The 20,031-nt window shown below is 74.8% G+C and carries 18 protein-coding genes and 1 pseudogene; 4 read left to right on the top strand and 15 right to left on the bottom strand.

The window, feature by feature from the left end:
- The first annotated feature begins 6 nt into the window (after positions 1-6).
- Positions 7-1,068, top strand: a complete 1,062-nt coding sequence (locus WCD58_RS06330; protein WP_337700619.1) for a catalase family protein — start codon at positions 7-9, stop codon at positions 1,066-1,068.
- A gap of 166 nt (positions 1,069-1,234) precedes the next feature.
- Here the strand turns inward: WCD58_RS06330 and WCD58_RS06335 are convergent, their stop codons facing one another.
- From WCD58_RS06335 to gatC, 4 genes are all read right to left on the bottom strand, one after another.
- Positions 1,235-1,753, bottom strand: coding sequence for a hypothetical protein (locus WCD58_RS06335; RefSeq protein ID WP_337700621.1), 519 nt, complete (start codon positions 1,751-1,753; stop codon positions 1,235-1,237).
- Between the two features lie 173 nt (positions 1,754-1,926).
- Positions 1,927-3,435, bottom strand: coding sequence for an Asp-tRNA(Asn)/Glu-tRNA(Gln) amidotransferase subunit GatB (gatB, locus tag WCD58_RS06340; protein ID WP_337700623.1), 1,509 nt, complete (start codon positions 3,433-3,435; stop codon positions 1,927-1,929).
- Complete coding sequence (gene gatA / locus WCD58_RS06345) at positions 3,432-4,958, bottom strand: Asp-tRNA(Asn)/Glu-tRNA(Gln) amidotransferase subunit GatA (RefSeq protein WP_337700625.1); 1,527 nt, start codon at positions 4,956-4,958, stop codon at positions 3,432-3,434. Before gatA ends, gatB begins: the two co-directional genes overlap by 4 nt.
- Positions 4,955-5,251, bottom strand: coding sequence for an Asp-tRNA(Asn)/Glu-tRNA(Gln) amidotransferase subunit GatC (gene gatC, locus WCD58_RS06350; protein ID WP_337700627.1), 297 nt, complete (start codon positions 5,249-5,251; stop codon positions 4,955-4,957). The genes gatA and gatC overlap by 4 nt, the downstream gene beginning before the upstream one ends.
- 305 nt (positions 5,252-5,556) lie before the next feature.
- On the opposite strand from gatC, the gene WCD58_RS06355 reads away from it, so the two are divergent.
- Positions 5,557-6,216, top strand: coding sequence for an ACT domain-containing protein (locus WCD58_RS06355; RefSeq protein WP_337700629.1), 660 nt, complete (start codon positions 5,557-5,559; stop codon positions 6,214-6,216).
- A gap of 6 nt (positions 6,217-6,222) precedes the next feature.
- Here the strand turns inward: WCD58_RS06355 and WCD58_RS06360 are convergent, their stop codons facing one another.
- The 7 genes from WCD58_RS06360 to WCD58_RS06390 all read right to left on the bottom strand — a co-directional run bounded on the left by WCD58_RS06360 (position 6,223) and on the right by WCD58_RS06390 (position 14,813).
- Positions 6,223-7,620 carry an FAD-binding oxidoreductase gene (locus WCD58_RS06360; protein ID WP_337700631.1) on the bottom strand — a complete coding sequence of 466 codons (1,398 nt, stop codon included), beginning with the start codon at positions 7,618-7,620 and terminating at the stop codon, positions 6,223-6,225.
- Between the two features lie 154 nt (positions 7,621-7,774).
- Positions 7,775-8,590: a 3-keto-5-aminohexanoate cleavage protein gene (locus WCD58_RS06365; protein ID WP_337700633.1), complete on the bottom strand. Its 816-nt coding sequence runs from the start codon at positions 8,588-8,590 to the stop codon at positions 7,775-7,777.
- Positions 8,591-8,798: 208 nt separating this feature from the next.
- The gene (gene ligA, locus WCD58_RS06370) at positions 8,799-10,937 is read right to left on the bottom strand and encodes an NAD-dependent DNA ligase LigA (protein ID WP_337700634.1); all 2,139 of its coding nucleotides are present in this window, start codon (positions 10,935-10,937) and stop codon (positions 8,799-8,801) included.
- Positions 10,938-10,947: 10 nt separating this feature from the next.
- Positions 10,948-11,691, bottom strand: coding sequence for a hypothetical protein (locus WCD58_RS06375; RefSeq protein WP_337700635.1), 744 nt, complete (start codon positions 11,689-11,691; stop codon positions 10,948-10,950).
- A gap of 78 nt (positions 11,692-11,769) precedes the next feature.
- Entirely contained in the window at positions 11,770-12,720 is a 951-nt protein-coding gene (locus WCD58_RS06380; RefSeq protein ID WP_337700637.1) for an NAD(P)-dependent oxidoreductase, read from the bottom strand.
- A 5-nt stretch (positions 12,721-12,725) separates the two neighbouring features.
- A complete protein-coding gene (locus WCD58_RS06385) occupies positions 12,726-13,802 on the bottom strand; it encodes a uroporphyrinogen decarboxylase/cobalamine-independent methonine synthase family protein (RefSeq protein WP_337700639.1) in 1,077 nt (358 codons plus the stop codon).
- Between the two features lie 234 nt (positions 13,803-14,036).
- Entirely contained in the window at positions 14,037-14,813 is a 777-nt protein-coding gene (locus tag WCD58_RS06390) for an ArsR/SmtB family transcription factor (protein ID WP_337700641.1), read from the bottom strand.
- 196 nt (positions 14,814-15,009) lie between these two features.
- On the opposite strand from WCD58_RS06390, the gene WCD58_RS06395 reads away from it, so the two are divergent.
- Entirely contained in the window at positions 15,010-15,993 is a 984-nt protein-coding gene (locus WCD58_RS06395; RefSeq protein WP_337700643.1) for a 3-methyladenine DNA glycosylase, read from the top strand.
- Between the two features lie 14 nt (positions 15,994-16,007).
- Here the strand turns inward: WCD58_RS06395 and WCD58_RS06400 are convergent.
- Positions 16,008-16,829: pseudogene (locus WCD58_RS06400) on the bottom strand (SDR family NAD(P)-dependent oxidoreductase); the annotation flags it as partial.
- 90 nt (positions 16,830-16,919) lie between these two features.
- Here WCD58_RS06400 and WCD58_RS06405 point away from each other — a divergent pair.
- Complete coding sequence (locus tag WCD58_RS06405; RefSeq protein WP_337700644.1) at positions 16,920-17,447, top strand: TetR/AcrR family transcriptional regulator; 528 nt, start codon at positions 16,920-16,922, stop codon at positions 17,445-17,447.
- On the opposite strand, the gene WCD58_RS06410 is transcribed toward WCD58_RS06405, so the two are convergent.
- From WCD58_RS06410 to mrf, 3 genes are read right to left on the bottom strand one after another with little or no spacing between them, the layout of a single operon-like run.
- On the bottom strand, positions 17,415-18,299 hold the full coding sequence (locus tag WCD58_RS06410; RefSeq protein WP_337700646.1) for an EamA family transporter: 885 nt from the start codon (positions 18,297-18,299) through the stop codon (positions 17,415-17,417). The genes WCD58_RS06405 and WCD58_RS06410 overlap by 33 nt on opposite strands.
- 58 nt (positions 18,300-18,357) lie before the next feature.
- Positions 18,358-18,717, bottom strand: coding sequence for a hypothetical protein (locus tag WCD58_RS06415; RefSeq protein ID WP_337700648.1), 360 nt, complete (start codon positions 18,715-18,717; stop codon positions 18,358-18,360).
- A complete protein-coding gene (gene mrf, locus WCD58_RS06420) occupies positions 18,714-19,982 on the bottom strand; it encodes a ribosome hibernation factor-recruiting GTPase MRF (RefSeq protein WP_337700650.1) in 1,269 nt (422 codons plus the stop codon). Before mrf ends, WCD58_RS06415 begins: the two co-directional genes overlap by 4 nt.
- Positions 19,983-20,031 lie beyond the last annotated feature (49 nt).

The raw sequence follows: 20,031 nt of genomic DNA on the forward strand, positions 1-20,031 counted from the left end.
GAACCCGTGACCACCACCCCGCTGCCGTACTCGGACGACGTCGAGGTCCGTGAACCCGACGAGGACGAGCACATCCGCCGCTGCATCGACTCGCTGCTGCGGACCAACGAGATGACGTTCGACCTCTACCGCCACGGCTACCGCGCGACGCACGCGAAGAGCCACGGCATCCTGCGCGGGCACCTCACCGTGCACGACGACCTGCCGCCGGAGCTGGCGCAGGGCCTGTTCGCGACGCCGGGGAGCCACGCCGTCGTGGTGCGGATCGCGACCGAGACCGGGCAGCTCGACGACGACCGCAAGCCGAACGCCCGGGGACTCTCGCTCAAGGTGTTCGGGGTCCGTGGCGAGTCGATGCACCCCGACGACCCGGGGCACGACGTCCAGGACTTCCTGTTCAACACGCTGCCCGTGCTGCCGCCGGGGACCGCGCGGAAGTTCATGGAGATCACCGAGATCCGCGAGAGGCACTTCTCGGACCCGGATGCGATCGCCGCCGAGATCGCCGCGCGGCCCGACGGCGAGGCGATGTCGGCGTTCGACCGGCTGGCGGTGCTGCACCCGGTGGCGAACGCCTTCTACACCCAGGGGGCGTTCCGGTACGGCGACCACGTCGCGAAGATCGCGCTGTACCCGGGCACCGACGAGCAGGAGGCGCTCGCGTCGCAGGAGTACTCGGGCGCGGAGCGGCGCGGCATCCTGGCCGACCTGCTCGACACCTGGGCGACCGACCGCGAGACCGTCTTCGACGTGCGCGTGCAGCTGCGCACCGACGCCGCGACGATGCCGGTCGAGGACGCGGGCGTCGACTGGCCGCAGGAACAGAGCCCGTACCGCAGCGTGGCCACCGTGCGCCTGCCGCCGCAGGACCCCTACTCGCCGGCCCGGCGCGTGTTCGCCGACGACCGGCTCGCGTTCCGGCCCTGGCACGGGCTCGCGGCGCACCGCCCGCTGGGCTCGGTGAACCGGCTACGCCGGCAGGCCTACCGGGAGATGGGCGGGCAGCGGTTCGCGCTCAACGCCGTCGAGGGCACCGAGATGCGCGCCGCGGACGAGCTGCCGGACTGACCCTCAAGATCGACGTGGCCCTATCGGCGTGCTCAATTGAACTCGGACGTTCAGCGTCAGCGACGCCACGTCGCTGACACGAGCCCTGGACGCACCAACGGCCCCGGTCCTCCTCCTCGGGGTGGGGAGGAACGGGGCCGCGGGCTCGCCTGACCTGGGGAGCGGGTCAGGCGTCCTCGTCGTCGCTGTCGGCGTGGCCGCCGAAGGAGAGCACGCTCGAGCCCTGCGAGGCGGCCTCGTCGAGCTCGAGGGCACCGGCGCCGGTGGCGTCGTGAATCTTGCCGGAGGCCTGCGAGACGGCGCCGGTGATCTTCTGCTCGCCGTCGGTCAGGTTGCTGCCGAGGCCCGCGCCGTGGGCGTTGGCGACGGTCTGCACGTCGGAGGTGACCGCCGAGGTGATGCGGTTGACGGAGTGCTGGCCCGCCGAGACGTGGCCGCCGACGAACTCCTCGCCGCCCTTGAAGGTCGTCGGGACGTCGGTGTCGGGCAGCGCCGCGAGGCTCTCGGCGTTGCTCTGGGCGACGTCCTGCAGCGTGCTCGTGGTGTTGTCGAAGTTCGCCGGCGCGTCGGCGAACGCGAACGAGGCGGTGCCGCCCGTCAGCGCGAGCGCAGCGGCAGCGGTGAGCGCGCCGCGACCGGCGACCTTGCCGACCGTGCTGGTCTGCCGGGCACTGTGTGCACCCATTCGGAACCCTCCAGTACTTCGTGTGGCGTCGGGGGATACGACCGAGCGATGGCACGCTGTGACGCCCGGTCAAGAAGCCGCTACACGCTGCTCCCTGAATCACCCAACGGAGGGATCTCGTTCGGGTTACGGCCGGATCACGGAAAACATGATCCAGATCTTCGCGCGACGGCCTACTGGCAGCGCTCCAGCACCAGCTCCTGCACGCGGGCGGCGTCCGCCTGACCCCGGGTGGCCTTCATCACAGCCCCGACGATCGCACCGGCGGCCTTCGTCTTGCCCGCGCGGATCTTCTCGGCGATGTCCGGCTGGGCGGCCAGCGCCTCGTCGACCGCGGCCGTGAGCGCGCTCTCGTCGCTGACCACCGCGAGGCCCCGGCCGGCGACGACCTCGTCGGGCTCGCCCTCCCCCGCCAGCACGCCGTCCACGACCTGGCGCGCCAGCTTGTTGGTCAGCGTGCCCTCGGACACCAGCGCCACCACACGCGCCACCTGCGCGGGCGTGATCGCGAGCTCCGGGAGCGTCACCCCGGCGGTGTTGGCCTGCTGCGCGAGGTAGGACACCCACCAGGAGCGCGCCGACTCGGGCGGCGCGCCGGCGTCGACGGTGTCGGCGACGAGGTCGAGCGCGTCGGCGTTGACCAGGTCGCGCAGCTCCTCGTCGGACAGGCCCCACTCGGTCTGGATGCGCGCCCGGCGCTCCCACGGCCGCTCGGGCAGCCCCGCGCGCAGCGTCTCGACCCAGTCGCGCGGCGGCTCCAGCGGCGGGAGGTCGGGCTCGGGGAAGAAGCGGTAGTCGGCGAAGGTCTCCTTCGGCCGGCCCGCGGACGTCGTCCCGGACTGCTCGTCGAAGTGCCGGGTCTCCTGGGTGACCGTCCCGCCGGAGAGCAGGACGCCGGCGTGGCGCCCCATCTCGTAGCGGACCGCGCGCTCCACCGAGCGCAGCGAGTTGACGTTCTTCGTCTCGGTGCGGGTGCCGAACGCCTCGGTGCCCTTGGGCTTGAGCGACACGTTGGCGTCGCAGCGCATCGAGCCCTGGTCCATGCGCACGTCGGAGACGCCGAGCCCGCGCAGGACGTCACGCAGCGCCGTCACGTAGGCCCGCGCGACCTCGGGTGCGCGCACACCGGCCCCGACGATCGGCTTGGTGACGATCTCGATGAGCGGCACGCCGGCGCGGTTGTAGTCCAGCAGCGAGTGGTCGGCGCCGTGGATGCGCCCGGTGGCCCCGCCGATGTGCAGGGACTTGCCGGTGTCCTCCTCCATGTGCGCGCGCTCGATCTCGACGCGCCACGTGTCGCCGTCGTCCAGCGGCACGTCGAGGTACCCGTCGAAGACGATCGGGTCCTCGTACTGGGAGATCTGGAAGTTCTTCGGCATGTCCGGGTAGAAGTAGTTCTTCCGGGCGAAGCCGGAGCGCTCCCGCACCTGGCAGTTGAGCGCCAGCCCGATCCTGATCGCCGACTCGACGGCCGTGCCGTTGAGGCGCGGCAGCGAGCCGGGCAGGCCGAGGCAGACCGGGCAGATGTTCGTGTTGGGCTCGGCGCCGAAGGCGTTGGCGCAGCCGCAGAACATCTTGGTCGCGGTGTTGAGCTCCACGTGCACCTCGAGCCCCATGACGGGGTCGAAGCGCTCGCAGACCTCCTCGACGGTGTAGGGAGCCGCATCGACGGTGACGGTCATCGGGTCGTCTCCAGGGCACGCAGTTCGGGAATGCGGGGGCCGGTGTCGCCGCGGGCGACCTCGTAGGCGGCGGCCACCCGGTAGGCACGGTCGTCGGCGAGCGCCGGGGCCATGATCTGCAGTCCGACGGGCAGGCCGTCGTCCGCGGAGAGGCCGCACGGCACCGAGAGCGCGGCGTTGCCGGCGAGGTTCGACGGGATCGTGCAGAGGTCGGCGAGGTACATGGCCAGCGGGTCGTCCGCCCGCTCGCCGATGGGGAACGCCGTGGTCGGGGTGGTCGGCGAGATCAGCACGTCGCAGGTCTCGAACGCGGCGGTGAAGTCGCGGACGATCAGCGTGCGCGCCTTCTGCGCCTTGCCGTAGAGCGCGTCGTACGACCCGGCGGACAGCGCGTGCGTCCCGATCATGATGCGGCGCTTGACCTCGGCGCCGAAGCCGGCCTCGCGCGTCAGCGACATGACCTCGTCGGCCGCGTGCTCGCCGTCGTCGCCGACCCGAAGGCCGTAGCGCATGGCGTCGAAGCGGGCGAGGTTGCTCGACGCCTCGCTCGGCGCGATGAGGTAGTACGCCGGCAGGGCGTAGCCGAACGACGGGCACGAGACCTCGACGACCTCGGCGCCCAGCTCGCCGAGCACCCGCACGGCGTCGGTGAACGCCCCGAGCACGCCGGGCTGGTAGCCCTCGCCGGAGAACTCGGTGACGACGCCGACGCGCACCCCCGCGAGGTCGCCGCGCGCACCGGCCTGGGCGGCCTCGACGACGGGCGGCAGGGGCGCGCTCACCGAGGTCTGGTCGCGCGGGTCGGCGCCGCCGATGACCTCGTGCAGCAGGGCGGCGTCGAGCACCGAGCGCGCGCAGGGGCCGATCTGGTCCAGCGACGACGAGAACGCGATCAGGCCGTAGCGCGAGACCGTGCCGTAGGTCGGCTTGACGCCCACGGTGCCGGTGACGGCGCCGGGCTGGCGGATCGAGCCGCCGGTGTCCGAGCCGAGCGCGAGCGGCGACTCGCCCGCCGCGACCGCCGACGACGACCCGCCGCCGGAGCCCCCGGGGATGCGCGTGAGGTCCCACGGGTTGCGGCTGGGCCCGAACGCGGAGTTCTCCGTCGAGCTGCCCATCGCGAACTCGTCGAGGTTCGTCTTGCCCAGCGGCACCAGGCCCGCGGCGCGCAGCCGGGACACGACCGTCGCGTCGTACGGCGGCCGCCAGCCCTCGAGGATGCGCGAGGCGGCCGTCGTGGGCATGTCGGTGGTGGTCAGGTTGTCCTTGAGCGCGATCGGCACCCCGGCCAGCGGGGACGCGGGCGCGCCCTCGGCGATGGCGCGGTCGGCAGCCTCGGCGGCGGCCAGCGCGCCCTCGGCGTCGAGGTGCAGGAACGCGTGCACGCCGCTCTCGGCAGGGCCGTCGACGGCCTCGATGCGCTCGAGGTGCGCGCGGGTGACGTCCACCGACGACACCTCGCGGGCGTGGATGCGGCGCGCCAGCTCGGCGGCGTCGAGCGAGATCAGCTCCGAGGCGTTCACAGTTCCTCCCCCAAGATGCGCGGGACGCGGAAGCGGCCTTCCTCGGCGGCCGGGGCCTCGGCGAGCGCGACGTCCCGGGGCAGCGACGGCTCCACCGCGTCCGGGCGCAGCACGTTCGTCTGCGGCACGACCTGCGCGGTCGGGGGGACGTCGTCGGGAATCTCGCCGACCCGGGACACGGTGTCGACGATGGCGTCGATCTGTCCCGAGAACACGTCGAGCTCGGCGTCGGAGACGGCGAGTCGGGCCAGGCGGGCGAGGTGGGCGACGTCGTCGCGGGTGATGTCGGACATGTCCCTCCGGGGTCGTGCACGGTCGTGCGTGCACGACGGGCGTCGTCGTGCCGTGATCGGGTCGAGCTCCGCTTCGCTGCGTCTCCCGGCGCGAACGTCCAGTCTAGGACCGGCCCGGAGGAGGTTTCCGGCGGTCAGGCCTGATCATCGCTCGCCTGGACGGGGGTCGGACTGCGAGGATGCGCCGGTCCCGTCGGCGGGGTCCCATGACGGGCGTCCCGCGGGCGCGGCGCCGGGTCCAGCCACGTGCCCGCGCCGCGGGAGCACGCCGGAGCCGTCGGGAGTCCCGGGAGTCGAGGAGGGCCGTGACCTACCTGCTGCGCGTGGTGCTGCCGGACCGTCCGGGCACCCTCGGGGCGCTCGCGTCCGCACTCGGGGCCGAGGGAGCGGACATCCTCTCCGTCGACGTCGTCGAGCGCGGGGGCGGCTCGGCGGTGGACGACCTCGTCGTCGACATGCCCAGCTCCCGCCTGCCGGACGTGCTCATCACCGCCGCGGAGGCCGTGGACGGCGTGATGGTCGAGTCGGTGCGCCCGTTCGCGGGCGCGCTCGACACCACCCGCGAGCTGGAGCTCGTCGAGGCCATCACCGCGCGGCCCGAGGAGGGCCTGGCGCTGCTGGCCGAGGGCGTGCCGCGGCTGTTCCGCTCGGCCTGGGCGCTGATCACCGAGCGCACCGGCGACGGCACCCGCGTCCGCCGCGTCGCCTCGAGCGCGGCGGCCCCGGAGACCGAGGCCGCCGAGCTCCCCTGGCTGCCGCTGGACAAGGCCACCGTGCTCGACCCGGCCGGCGGGCACACCGTGCCCGAGGCCTGGACCGCCCTCGACACCGAGCTCGCCGCCGCGCCCCTGGGCCACCCCGAACGCGCCGTCGTCGTCGGACGCCCGGGCGGGCCGGCCTTCCGGCCCTCGGAACTCGCTCGCCTGTCCCACCTCGCCGGGATCGTTGCGACGATCACCGGCTGAGATCCGTCAGGCCACCGGCGGGATGTTGGCGTTGCGGTGGAAGAGGTTCTCGGGGTCGTAGGCGGCCTTGATGCGCGCGAGCCGGGCGTACTTCGAGCCGTAGGACGCCGGCACGCGATGGACGTCGTCGGGCATCATCTCGTTGACGTAGCCGCCCCGGCTGATGGCGTGCGGCATGAGCGCGTCGTAGAAGCCCCGCACCCAGACGCGCTCGTCGGCCAGCCCCTCGGCGCCCGGTGTCATGCCCACGATGAACACGCACAGCCGCGGGGACCGTCCGCCACCGAACGCCGTGGCCTCCTCCTCCGCGGTGCTGAAGGCGCCGGAAAGCACGTAGAAGAACAGAGCGCTCATCGGTGAGGCCATGCGTCCGGCATGCTCGACGATCACGTCGACCGCACCGTCGGTGAAGCTCGCGAGATCGAGGGACTTCTCGTAGGTGTGCGTGCCCCACGGGAACCCCTCGTCGAACATCAGCTGCAGGGCGGTGAAGGGCATCGGCGTGACCAATTCCCACAACGCCGGTGGCAGGGCGTCGCGCACCCGGCCCACCACGCCGCGGTGGCTCTCCTCCGTCCCGAACCCCACCACGGCGATCGCGACACCGAGGCGGCCGCGGTGCTCCTCGGGCACGAACGGTTCCGGCGGGGCGTGCAGGAAGACCGCTTCGAAGCTCACGTCGGGCGGCAGGTCGGCGATGACGTCGCGAGCCACCCGCAGCGCGTCGGCGGCGTCGTCCATCCCGTAGAAGAGCATCCCCAGCTCGACCTGCGGACCGACCTCGTGCAGGGCGACCTCGAATTCTGTGATCACACCGAAGTTCCCGCCTCCGCCGCGGATCGCCCAGAACAGGTCGGGGTTCTCGTCCGGCGCCGCGCGCACGATGCGCCCGTCCGCGAGGACGACCTGCGCGGCGACCAGGTTGTCGCAGGTCAGGCCGTACTGTCGGGTCAGCCAGCCCATGCCGCCGCCGGTGGCGATCCCGCCGATGCCCGTGTGCCCGATCTCGCCGAGCGGCACGGCGAGCCCGTGCGCCTGGGTGGCCGCGTCGACGTCCCGCTGCAGCGCGCCCCCGCCGATCCGGGCTCGGCGGGCCGTGGGGTCGACGACGACGTCGCCGATCCGGCTCAGGTCGATGACGATGCCGGCGTCGCCGACGCCCATGCCGGACGCGGAGTGGGCGCCTGCACTGCGCACCGAGATCTCGAGCGATGCCTCGCGGGCGTACGACACGGCCGTCGCGACGTCCTCCGCGCTCGTGCAGTACGCGACGACGGCCGGTCTCCGGTCGATGGATCCGTTCCACACCTGGCGGGCCTCGTCGTAGCCCGGGTCGTCCGGGGTGACGACGGCGCCGTCCAGCGCCGCCCGGAGCTCGTCGAATCGGGAAATGACCTGTGTCATGGTGGTGCTCCGCTCGCGCGAAGAAAATGGGCCACCACGGTACGGCGACGCTGCGTATTGACGCGCTGCTCTGAACGAGTCGTACAGCGGGTGAACTCAGAAAGTGAAGCGCGTATTCATCACGCCGCGTGAGAGATCGAATGCGAACGGGGAATCAGCGTCGGTGGTCGGCCCGCGAGCCGGACCAGAAGCCCGACGACCGCAGGCCGCCGCGGCCACCGTTGCGCCGGCGCTCGTAGCGCCCGCCGACGTCGTGGCCGAGCGCGTAGCGCACGAGCTCCTCGTTGCCCGTCGCGAGCCAGGTGCCGTCGGGACCCTTGAGGGTGTCCTCGAAGCCGATGCGGGTGTCGAGGTTGTTGCGCTTCGCGTACTCGAGGACGGGCCAGGCGCCCGCCTCCTCGCCGTGCAGCAGGATCGGCGCCGGGACCGGGCCGAGGGCCTTGAGGATGCGGACCGCCTCGGCGACCGCGGTGTCCGGGTCGGTGACGGTGACCTCGGCGAGCACCCGCACGGTGCCGCGCGGCAGGCCGGCCTGCTTGAGCTGGACGGCGTCGCCGGTGGTCCAGACGCCGAGCTCGACGCCGATGTCTACCGCGTCGAGCGCCGCGCACACCCGCTGCCAGCCGCGCTCGTGGACGTTCACCGACGCGACGTCGGGGCGCGCGTGACGCGGCAGGCGTCCCCACTGCCCGATGATCTCGGTGCGTTTGAGGGGGTCGGGCTCGACCCAGCGGGCCGTGGTGACCCCGATCTCCATCTCCGGCGCGTCGGTGCGGATCGCGTCGACGACGGTGCCGATGACACGCGGGTCTAGGCTCTCCTGGCCGTCCCGGTCGCGGGGGTGCACGTGGAGGCTCGTGACCCCGAGGGCGGCCACGGCGCGGGCGTCCCGCGCCAGGTGGCGCGGGCTCATCGGGACCGCCGGGTACACGTCGGCGGGGCGGGCACCGTTGGGGCAGCACTGCAGCACCGCGGCGTCCCTCCCCTCTCGCGACCCGGACCGGGGGTGTCCAGCTTCGACGCTGCCGACGGCGAGGGCAACGCCAAGCCGACGACGTCGGGAATCCCACATCGATGCCACCCGGACGGACGCAGGCGTGGTCACCCGACGGTGTGAGTGTGCCCGATGCCCCCGGCGTGCCGCAGACCGCCCGGTTCGTCCCGGTCCCGGCGGGCGCTCAGGCGTCGGTGCCGGCCTCGGTGCCGGCCTCCCCGGCGGACGGGTCGACCGCGGCCGCGGTGGCCGCCTCCGGCCCGTCGGCGAGCAGCACCCGGAAGCCGTCCTCGTCGAGGATCGGCACGCCGGCGGAGACCGCCTTGTCGTACTTCGACCCCGGCTCGTCGCCGACGACGAGGAACGCCGTCTTCTTCGACACCGACCCCGCCGCGCGGCCGCCCCGGGCGAGGATCGCCTCCTTCGCCTCGTCGCGGGAGAACGTCGGCAGCGAGCCCGTGACGACGATCGAGAGGCCCTCGAGGGTGCGGGGCACCGAATCGTCCGCCTCCTCGGCGAGCTGGACCCCCGCCGCGCGCCACTTCTCGACGACCTCGCGGTGCCAGTCGACCGAGAACCACTCCCGCACCGCCCGGGCGATGGTGGGCCCGACGCCGTCGACGGCCGCCAGCTCCTCCTCGGTCGCCGCGTCGATGGCGTCGACCGACTGGAAGTGCCGCGCCAGCGCCTGCGCCGCCGTCGGGCCGACGTGGCGGATCGAGAGCCCGACCAGCACCTTCCACAGCGGGCGGTGCTTCGCGGTGTCGAGGTTGGTGAGCAGCTTGCGCCCGTTGGCCGAGACGTTGCCCGCCTTGGTGCGGAAGAGGTCGACCTGGATGAGGTCGTCCTCGGTGAGCGCGAAGACGTCGCCCTCGTCGGCCACCACCCCGGCGTCGAGCAGCGCGGTGGCCGCCTCGTAGCCGAGCACCTCGATGTCGAAGGCGCCGCGGCCCGCGACGTGGAACAGGCGCTCGCGCAGCTGCGCGGGGCAGGAACGGGCGTTGGGGCAGCGCAGGTCCTTGTCGCCCTCGCGCATCTGGCGCAGCTCGGTGCCGCACTCGGGGCAGTGGGTCGGCATCACGAACGCGTGCTCGCTGCCGTCGCGCGCCTCGACGACCGGCCCCAGCACCTCGGGGATGACGTCGCCGGCCTTGCGGATGATCACGCGGTCGCCGATGAGGACGCCCTTGCGCTCCACCTCGCCCGCGTTGTGCAGCGTCGCGAGCGAGACCGTCGAGCCCGCGACGAGCACCGGGTCCATCTCGGCGAACGGCGTGACGCGCCCGGTGCGCCCCACGTTGACGCTGATGTTGCGCAGCGTCGTGGTGGCCTGCTCGGGCGGGTACTTGTAGGCGATCGCCCAGCGCGGCGCCCGCGATGTGGAGCCCAGCCGGCGCTGCAGCGACACGTCGTCGACCTTGATCACCACGCCGTCGATCTCGTGCTCGGCGTCGTGGCGGTGCTCGCCCCAGTAGGCGACGTGCTCGATCACCGCGTCGACCCCGTGGATGACGCGCGTGTGCGTCGAGACGGGCAGCCCCCACGCGGCCAGCGCGTCGTAGGCCTGCGACTGGCGCTCCGGGGTGAAGCCGCGCCGCTTGCCCAGGCCGTGACAGATCAGGCGCAGCGGCCGCGTGGCCGTCACCCGCGGGTCCTTCTGGCGCAGCGAGCCCGCCGCGGAGTTGCGCGGGTTGGCGAACGGCTGCTTGCCGGCCGCGACGAGCCCGGCGTTGAGCTCCTCGAAGTCGGCGAGGCGGAAGAACACCTCGCCGCGGACCTCCATGAGCTCGGGCACGGGGAACTCGTCGGTGCCCGTGAGCTCGGTGGGCACGTCGGCGAGCGTGCGCATGTTGAGCGTGATGTCCTCGCCGGTGCGCCCGTCGCCGCGCGTGAGCGCCCGGGTGAGGTGGCCGTTCTCGTAGAGCAGGTTGACCGCCAGCCCGTCGATCTTGAGCTCGCAGAGGTAGAGCAGCTCCTCGGTGGGGAAGTCGAGCTCGCGCTGCACGCGCAGCACCCACTCGCGCAGCTCGTCGGCGGTGAAGGCGTTGTCGAGCGAGAGCATGCGCTCGAGATGGTCGACCGCGACGAAGTCGGTGGAGAACCCGCCGCCCACCCGCTGCGTCGGCGACTCCGGCGTGACCAGCGACGGGTACTCCTCCTCGAGCCGCTGCAGCTCGCCGAACAGCTCGTCGAACTCGCCGTCGGTGACGATCGGGGCGTCGAGCACGTAGTAGCGGAACTGGTGGTCGGCCACGACCTCGGACAGCTCGCGGTGGCGCTGGGCGGCCCCGCTCGGCACGTCGGTCTGCTCCGTGCTGGTCACAGCGCCGAGATTAGCCGCGCACCCCGACAGTGAACCGTGACTCGGCCGTGTCGGGGCCCGGCGGCGGCGCGGCGCGGAACGGGATCGAGCACGCGAGCGTCAGGACGCCGAAGCAGGCGAACAGCAGCACGGCCGCATCGACGCCCGCGGGGGTGAGTACGTTCCGGCCCGCGTCGAGCAGCGCCACGATGACGACGAACGCCACGACCGGGACGGCCGTCGCCGCCCACGCCCACCGCCGCCCGCGCGGGGTCCCGCGCCCGGCCAGGGCCCACCCGCCCGCCATCGCCGGCAGCACGAGCAGGAGCGCGGACGGGTCCAGCGCGAAGATCAGCGGCACGTACCGCAGGCGGCGGCCCGGGCGGCCGGCTCGCCGCCGGTGCTCGGCGTACCCCAGCAGGCCGCCGACGACGGCGCTGGTGAGCAGGATGAAGCCGAAGGTGCCGAGCCAGCTCACGACCGACGCCGGTCCGGCCACGCCCGCCATGAACCCCCGCAGCGCGGCACCCCAGGCGATCCCGGCGACGACGCCGACGGCGACCAGCTGCGCGCCGGTCCGTGGCGGCGCGCCGGCGAGGGCGAGCACTCCGAGCCCGAGCACGGCGACCAGCGCCCCGAGCAGCACGGCGTGCCACGCGCCGCGCGGGGTGTCGAGGGCGAAGCCGCCGTCGGTGGGGGCGGCGAGGACCACGGGCAGGGCCGCCGCCCAGGCCAGGGCGCAGACGCCGCCGGCGAGCACCCGCGATCGCACCATGGCCGCCTCCCCGGAGCGTCGGTGCTCACGGAGAGTACTCGCCTGCGGGGCCTTGCGGGTGAGATCGTTCGTGGGCGATCACGCCACGTGTCGACCGAGGTGTCGTTCCACCGAGGCGACGAAGCCGGTGGCGATGCCGGCGTAGGAGGTCTCGGTGACGCCGCCGACGTGCGGGGTGACGGCGACGTTCTCGGCGAGCAGCGGGTCGTCGGGGTCGATCGGCTCGGCCCAGGTGACGTCGAGGCCCGCGCCGGCCAGGTGGCCCTCGTGCAGGGCGGCCCGCAGCGCGTTCTTGTCGACGACGCCGCCGCGCGCGACGTTGACGAGGTACCCGCCGGCGCGCAGCGCGTCCAGGGCGGCGGCGCCGACGATCCCGCGCGTCTGCGGGGTCAGCGGGCAGGCCACGACGAGGTCGTCGCAGCGGGCGAGGGCGGGGAGCAGGTCGTCGACGTGGTGGTAGTGGGCGTCGTCGAGGAGGTCGGCGGCCCGTGGGGTCTCGGTCCTGGTGCGCCGGCCGATCCCGATCGCGTCGGCGCCGAACGCCCGGAGGCGCACGATCACCTCGGCGCCGATGTCGCCGACGCCGAGCACGCCGACGGTGCGCCCGGCCAGGGTGCGGCCCGACGGCTCGCCGACCAGCTCCTTCGCGACGTTGGCCCGGGCCTCCTCGAAGCGGCGCAGGAGCGCGAGCAGGTGCAGCAGGGCGACCTCGGCGACGGCGACGGCGTTGCCGGACTCGGCGCCGGAGACGTTGTCGACCTCGAGCCCGCGGGCGGCGGCCGCGTCGAGGTCGACGCCGGACAGGCCCACGCCGAACTGCTGGATCATGCGCGGCGTCGTGGCGTCCATCAGGGCGCCCGAGATCGTGCTGCCCATCGGGCACAGGACGTCGACGTGCCCGAGGCCGCCGTCAGGGACCTCGACGGGGATGTCGACGATCTCGATGCCGGCCCAGCCGACCTCGTCGAACGCCGACTCCAGGGCCCCGCGCAGGGCGGCGAAGCCGCCGCCCACCAGTCCGATCCGCACGGCGGTCAGTATCCCCAGCCCTCGGGCGGGTCGAGGAAGGCGCGGGCGAGCTCGACGGACGTGCTCGTCGCGCGTCGTGCCCATCCCGGGCTGGCGCCGGCGAGGCCGCAGGTCGGGGTGACGACGGCGCGGTCGGCGAGGCGGGCGCGGTCGAAGCCGAGGCGGTCGGCGAGGTCGAGGGCGGGGCGGGCGAGCGCGTCGAGCTCGGGTTTCGCGGCCGGGTCGGTGGAGGGCACGACACCCAGCCACAGCTCGGTGCCCGCCTCCCAGATCTCGCCGAGGGCGTCCAGGACCTCCTTGGGGGCGTCCGGTCCCCCGAGGGCGCCGAGGTCGACGGCGACGGCGTCGGGGCGCGTCGCCTGGATCAGCGCGAGCGGCGGGGTGGGGTGGCAGCAGTGGACGACGGTGGTCGCGCCGGCGTCCCGTGCTGCGCCGATCGCGCTCTCGAGGAGCGCGCGGGCCTCGGCACCGGGCACCGCGCCGACCGTCCCGTACCCCGAGGGAGTCTTCAGCGACCCGGCGAGCACGGCGGGCAGGGTCGGCTCGTCGATCTGGACGACGACGGGCGCCTCGGTGCGCCGGCGGATCTCGGCGACATGCGTGCGCAGGCCCTCGCCGAGGCTCGCGGCGAACTCGGCGAGCGCGCCGCGGTCGGTGAGCACGCGGTGCCCGGAGCGCAATTCGATCCCGGCGGCGAGCGTCCACGGGCCCGCGACCTGGCACTTCACCGCCGGCGGGCGCGCGCCCGCCTCCCCCAGCGCCTCGTCGAGGGCGTCGACGTCACGGGCGAGCAGCTCCTCGGCGCGGCGGTGCTCCACGCCGGGCCGGCGTGCCACCCGCCAGCCGGACGGCCACACCTCGACGGCGAGGTCGACGAGGAGCGCGGCGGTGCGCCCGACCATGTCGGCGCCGGCCCCGCGGGCGGGGAGCTCGGGCACGTACGGGAGGCCGGGCACCTCGCCGACGATCGTGCGCGCGGCCTCCCGCGCGTCGGTGCCGGGCCAGGACCCGAGCCCCGTCGCCCGGTCGCCGGGCTGGGGCTCGCGGGCTTCCGGTGCCGCCGACGCGCTCGTCTCGCTCACGGCGCCAGGATCCACCTGGGGGCGGGGGTCGGGCGCGCCGGGGGTTGTCGGCCGGCCGGGGTTCTGACCGAAGGGCACCTTCGGTCGGCTAGATGGGCAAAGGGCGCCCTCGGCCGGAACGCGGCCCCGGGGTGGCGCAGCGCGTGGGGAGATCACGGGCGACGTCATGCACGTCGGGAGACGCATGGACGTGGATGAGGGCGCTCGTGATCTTCGGGGTGATGCGCGAGGAGGTCAGGCGCGAGCACCCCGGAGATCGACCGAAGGGGGCGGCCAGCCCACCCCTAGTCGGTCGGCGAGGCCGGCGACGCCGGCATCGGTCACCGTGAGCGCGCGGTGCCCGGGCGAGGAGCGCAGCCAGCCGTCCTCGTCGAACCGCGTGAGCAGCGCGGCGGCGAGCGGGCCGGAGAGGTGGTGGCGCTGTTCGGTCCAGTCGACGCAGCAGCGCACGGCCGACAGGCCGTCCGGCACGCGCACGCCGAGGTCGCCGAGACCCGCGCGGCCCGCGTCGGTGAGGCGGTACGCGCCGTCGTCGGCGACGTGGCCCGGCAGCTGGTGGCCCTCGCGCGCGGTCGGGTCCTGGGTGCCGTCGGAGCCCTCGACCCAGCCGCGCTCGCGCAGCGCGTCCGTGACGGGGACGCCGAGGCGACCGGCGAGGTGGTCGTAGCAGCGGCGCGCCATCCGCATCGCGTGCGCCCGCGTGCCCTCGCGCAGCGACCGGACCGGGCGGGCCGGCGCGATCCGGCCGACCACCTCGACGAGCCGGGCGACCTCGGGGCCGGCGAGGCGGTAGTAGCGGTAGCGGCCGGTGGCGACCACCTCGGTGAGCCCGCGCTCGGTCAGCCGCCCGAGGTGACCGCTCGCGGTGGACGGCGCCACGCCCGCCTCGGACGCGAGCACGCTCGCCGGCAGCGCGCGGCCGTCGGCGAGCGCCAGCAGCATGCGGCAGCGGGCGCGGTCGGCGAGCAGCTCGCCCACCGCGGCCATGTCGACGTCTCCCCCGGTGTCCATGGTCCCGACGGTAGGAGCGCGACGGTGCGGCGTGCGCCGAAGTGTCGGCGCACCAGGATCGAGCGTGCGGCGTGACGGACGCTCAGCGTCAGCGGTGGCCCACCGCTGACACCGGGATGCCCACGGTCGAGCGCGTGGCGATAAGGACACTGGATGACAGCGACGCCACGCCGCTGACATCGCGCGCGCTGGCAGCATGGGGCGGGTGGAGGTGCTGGCGAGCGAGGTGTGGCGCGCGCGGGCCGCGGCGCACGCCGAGCGCGCCGACGCGCTCACCGCCGGGCACCGGGCGCGGAGGGCGCGGGGCGAGGCGCACCCCGTCGAGGACTTCCTCTACACCTACTACCCCACCCGTCCCAGCCGGTTGCGGCGCTGGCACCCGGGCGCCGGGGTGCTGCTCGAGGACGCCGAGGAGCGCGCCGACTGGCGCCACTACGTCCGCGACGGGAACGGCGTCCGCGTCGACCACGCCGCCCTCGCGGACGAGCGCGCCACCACCCTCGCCTTCGTCGCCGGCCTGCTGCGCGCCACCGCGGGGCGCCCCGCCCAGCTCGGGTGCTTCGGGCTGCACGAGTGGGCGATGGTCTACCGCGACGCCGACACCCGCCATCCCGTCCCGCTGCGCCTCGGCCGCGGGGGCACCGATGCGGTCGTCGAGTCCCACCGCATCCGCTGCTCGCACTTCGACGCCTACCGGTTCTTCACCGACGCCGCCGCGCCCCGCAACACCGTCACGCCGACCCGGGAGCGCCAGGTCGAGCTCGAGCAGCCCGGCTGCCTGCACGCCGGGATGGACCTCTACAAGTGGGCCGACAAGCTCGGGCCGCTCGTGCCCGGCGAGCTGCTGCTCGACACGTTCACGCTCGCCCACGACATCCGCGCGCTCGACATGCGCGCCTCGCCCTACGACCTCGCCGGCCTGGGCTACGAGCCCGTGCGCATCGAGACCGCCGAGGGCAAGGCCGCCTACGCCGCCGCGCAGCAGGGGTTCGCCGAGCGCGGCGCGGACCTGCGTCGACGGCTCCTCGCGGTCGGCGATCAGGCGACCAGGTCGTCGGAGAGCACCCAGAGCCGCCCGGCGAGGTCGGGGTCGAGCGCCCAGCGCTTCACCCCGTGCGGCACCGCCGTCGGGTCGGCGTCGTCGTCGACGGTGACGGCCTCCCGCCCGTCGTCGAGGTAGTGTCCGCCGGTCCGGGCGAACGCCGGGTCGACCGCGGCCACCAGCGTCGTCGCCGCGCCCTGCTGCGGGGTCTTGTAGCGGAAGGTCCCGCCCTCGGCGTAGCCCTCCATCTGCTCGGCGAGCTCGGCGTCGAAGTGGCGCTGCAGCCCGGTCCGGATGCCGCCCGGGTTGACCGCGTTGGCGACGATCCCGTCGTCCGCCCAGCGCCGCGTGGCCCCGACCGCGAACAGCACCGTCGCCGACTTCGACCGCCCGTAGGCGACCATCGGGTCGTAGGCGCGCTGCCGGAAGTCGACGTCGTCGAGGTCGACCGGCGCGAACATGTGGGCCGCCGAGCTGAGCGCGACGACCCGGGCCCCGCCCCGCTCGCCCGCGCCGGCCGCCAGCGCCCGGTGCAGGCCGCCCGCCAGCGCGTGGTGCCCGAGGTGGTTGACCGCGAACTGCCACTCGCGGCCCTCCGGCGTCCGCCGCAGTGGCGTCGCCATGACGCCCGCGTTGTTCACGAGCAGGTGCAGCGGCCCCTGCCAGGCGTCGGCGAACCCGGTCACGGACGCGCGGGACGCCAGGTCGAGCGGCCTCACGGTCAGCCGCGCACCGTCGACGTCCGCCGCGATCTCGCCCGACACCCGCTCCCCCGCCTCGACGGACCGCACGGCCAGCACGACCTCCGCGCCCCCGCGCGCCAGCGAGCGGGCGGTCTCGACGCCGAGGCCCGACGCCGCGCCGGTGACGACCGCGCGCACGCCGCGCAGGTCGTGGTCGGCCACCACCTCGTCGGCCGTGCTCGCGGCGCCGAACCGCGTGGTGATCGGTGCCGTCTCCTTGACCTCCACCATGGTCGTCCCCTTCACTCGACAGAACGGAGACCTTCTCCGCTTCCGTCGCCACGGTAACGGAGACCCTCTCCGTTTCGCAGAGGAGGCCCTGTGCCCCGCTCCGACGCCCGCCTGAACCGCGAGCGCATCCTCGACGCCGCGCGCACGGTGCTGGGTGCGGGCGGGGAGCCGTCGATGAACGCCGTCGCCAAGGCGGCCGGGATCGGGCCCGGCACGCTCTACCGGCACTTCCCGACCCGCGACGACCTCGTCACCGCCGTCTTCCGCGCCGACGTCGACGAGCTCGCGGCCGCCGTGGGACCCCTGCTCGAGCAGCACGGCCCGCTCGAGGCCCTCGACCGCTGGCTCGTCCTCGTCGTCGAGCGGGTGCACGCCCGCGCCGGGCTCGCCGACACCCTCGCCGGCGCCGAGGCGAGCGCCCTGTACGCGGTGGTCCGCGACGCGCTCGCCGAGCTGCTGCGCGCCGGGATCGGGGCCGGGCAGGTCCGCGCGGAGCCCGACCCGGACGACGTCGTGCTCGTCGTCGGGCTGCTGTGCCGCGCCGACGTCACCCCGGAGCGCGCCGCCCGGCTCGTCGACCTGCTGCTACACGGCCTCGCCGCCCGCACCGCCGCGTGAGGTCCGCACCGCCCCGATGCTCGCCGCGACGACGAGACCGACGGCCAGGGCGGACAGCGGCGTCACCTCCTGGCCCAGGACCACGAAGCCGGCGGTCGCGGCGATCGCCGGCGCCAGGCTCATGAGCACCGAGAACGTCGAGGTCGGCATCCGGCGCAGGGCGAGCAGCTCGAGGCTGTAGGGCACGAGGGACGACAGCAGCGCCACCGCCGCGCCCCACCCGAGCACCACGGGGTCGACCATCGCCGCCCCGCCCTGCACCACGCCGAACGGGACGGTGAGCACCGCGCCGACGGTCATCGCGAGCGCCAGGCCGTCGAGGCGCTCGAACCGCCCGCCCGCGTGGCGGGACGCGAGGATGTACGCCGCCCACATCGTCGCGGCACCCAGCGCGAACAGCGCGCCCGTCAGCGTCAGCCCCGCCAGCCCCGCGCGGCCCAGCAGCGCGACGCCGGCGAGCGCGAGCGCCGCCCACAGCCAGCTCGACGCCCGCCGTGCCGCCACCACGGAGAGCACGAGCGGGCCGAGCACCTCGAGGGTCACCGCCGCCCCGAGCGGGATGCGGGCGATCGCCTCGTAGATCAGCGAGTTCATGCCCGCGAGGGCCACGCCGAAGCCGACGACGGTGGCCCAGTCGCGCGGACCGAGGTGACGGAGCCGCGGCCGGCAGACCACCAGCAGCACCAGCGCCGCGAACGCCAGCCGCAGCGACACCGCACCCACGGGCCCGACCCGCGCGAACAGCCCGGTCGCCGCCGTCGCACCGAACTGCACGGAGAACTGGCCGACCAGGACCATCGCGACGGCGTCGGCCCGGGTCCGGCTCCGGGCCGCGGGGCGCACGTCCGTCACCCCCCGACAGTGCCATCACGTGGCCCGATCACAGCACGCGGCCGGTGGATCGTGCCGATCAGCCGGCGCGCAGGTGGTCCGGCGGCGGGTGCTCGACGCCGCCGGCGAGCCAGGCGCAGAGGTCGTCGACGTCGGCGTGCTCGTGCAGCGGCCCGGCGACGACCGCCGGGGCGGTGGGGCTCCGCGCGTGGTCGCAGGGCTGGACCAGCACGAGGGCGCCGGCCCCGTGCGGCGCGGTGCCCTGCCCGCACGCCGAGGTCGTCAGGCAGGGCGCGCTGACCAGCACCCCGTGCGGGCACCGGCGCACGGCGCCGCGCAGGGCCTCGCCGACGTCCTCGCGCCCGGGCGCCGGGTGCTGGTGGTGCGGGCAGTCGGCGGTGCCGCAGTAGACGGCGGTGAAGCCGACGGTGCCGGTCACCGCTCCCCCTCGGTGAAGGCCTCGTCGACGACCCCGGGCAGCTCCGCGCACGGGTCGACGTGCCGGTGCTCGAACGGGTCGGGGAACCGGCGCCACGCCGCCTCCCCGAGCGCCAGCTCGTCGTCGGTGAGCAGCGCGGCGTCGAGCGCGGTGACGATCGCGGCCGGGTCGGCGTCGTGGACGAGCACCACGAGCTGCTGCTCGCGATCGCCGAACCGCTCGTGCCAGCCCAGGGCCGCGGCGGCGCGGCGCTCGTCGTCGACGTCGTCCCAGGTGCCCCCGGCCGCGAGCCACGTCCCCGCGGACCCGACCTGCAGCGCCCCGCCCGCCGGCTCCAGCCACAGCACGTGCTCGGGCTGCGAGGCGACCCAGACCCGCCCGCGCGCCCGGATCGTGCCGTGCAGCAGGACGTCGATCGCGGCGTGCAGGCGCTCCGGGTGGAACGGGCGGCGGTGCCCGACGTGCAGCAGCGACATCCCGGCGTCGCGCGCCAGCGGCGGCTGGCCGCGCAGCAGCGGCGCGTGCGCGTCCTCGACCACGCCGCGGCGGGCGTCGGGACCGAGCGCCGCGAGCCGGGTGACGATCTCCGCGCCCAGCTCGGCGACGACCTCCGGCGCGCTGCCCGGCGGGTCGGCCACGGTGAGACGCTGCGCGCGCGGGGCGAGGCGGTCGAGCACGGCGTCGAGGCGCACGCGGTCCCAGGGCGTCGGGCAGCGCCCGGCGACCACGAGGACGTCGGCGAACTCCGCCTGCGCCACCGCCATCTGCGCGACCGTGCGCTCGTCGTCCTCGGTGAGACCGAGCCCCCGCTCCCGCAGCGAGTCGTCGCCCCCCGCATCGTCGAGCCAGGTCCCGGCGTCGATCACGCCGACGACGCCGCGCAGGGCGAGCACGTCGGTGACCGGGCCGTCGGCGCCCTCGGGCACCAGCGCGTGCAGCGCCCCGGCGGTCGCCTCGGGCTCCATGCCGGGGTCGAGCAGGAGGACGACGTCGCGTACCGCGGGGTCGCGGGCCAGGCGCAGCAGCAGCGGCAGGAGGTCCTCGCGCAGCGTGCAGGCCACGCAGCCGTGGGCGAGCTCGAGCACCGAGTCGCACCCGCCGTCGTCGTCGACCACCCGCCGGTGCACGACGCCCTCGCCCCGTCCGCGCAGGTCGTGGGCCACGAGCACCCCGTGCGCGGCGCGCAACGACCCCGCCACCGCGGCCGTCGCGGCCCGGTCGGCGCCGCACACCAGCGTCAGTCCGGTCTCCGGACCCTCAGGCATAACGCTCCCTCCGTCGGCGTTATCGTGAACGATAATCATTCTCAACAAG

Origin of the sequence: Actinomycetospora flava (genome assembly GCF_037400335.1) — a bacterium.
Classification (GTDB): Bacteria; Actinomycetota; Actinomycetes; order Mycobacteriales; family Pseudonocardiaceae; genus Actinomycetospora; species Actinomycetospora flava.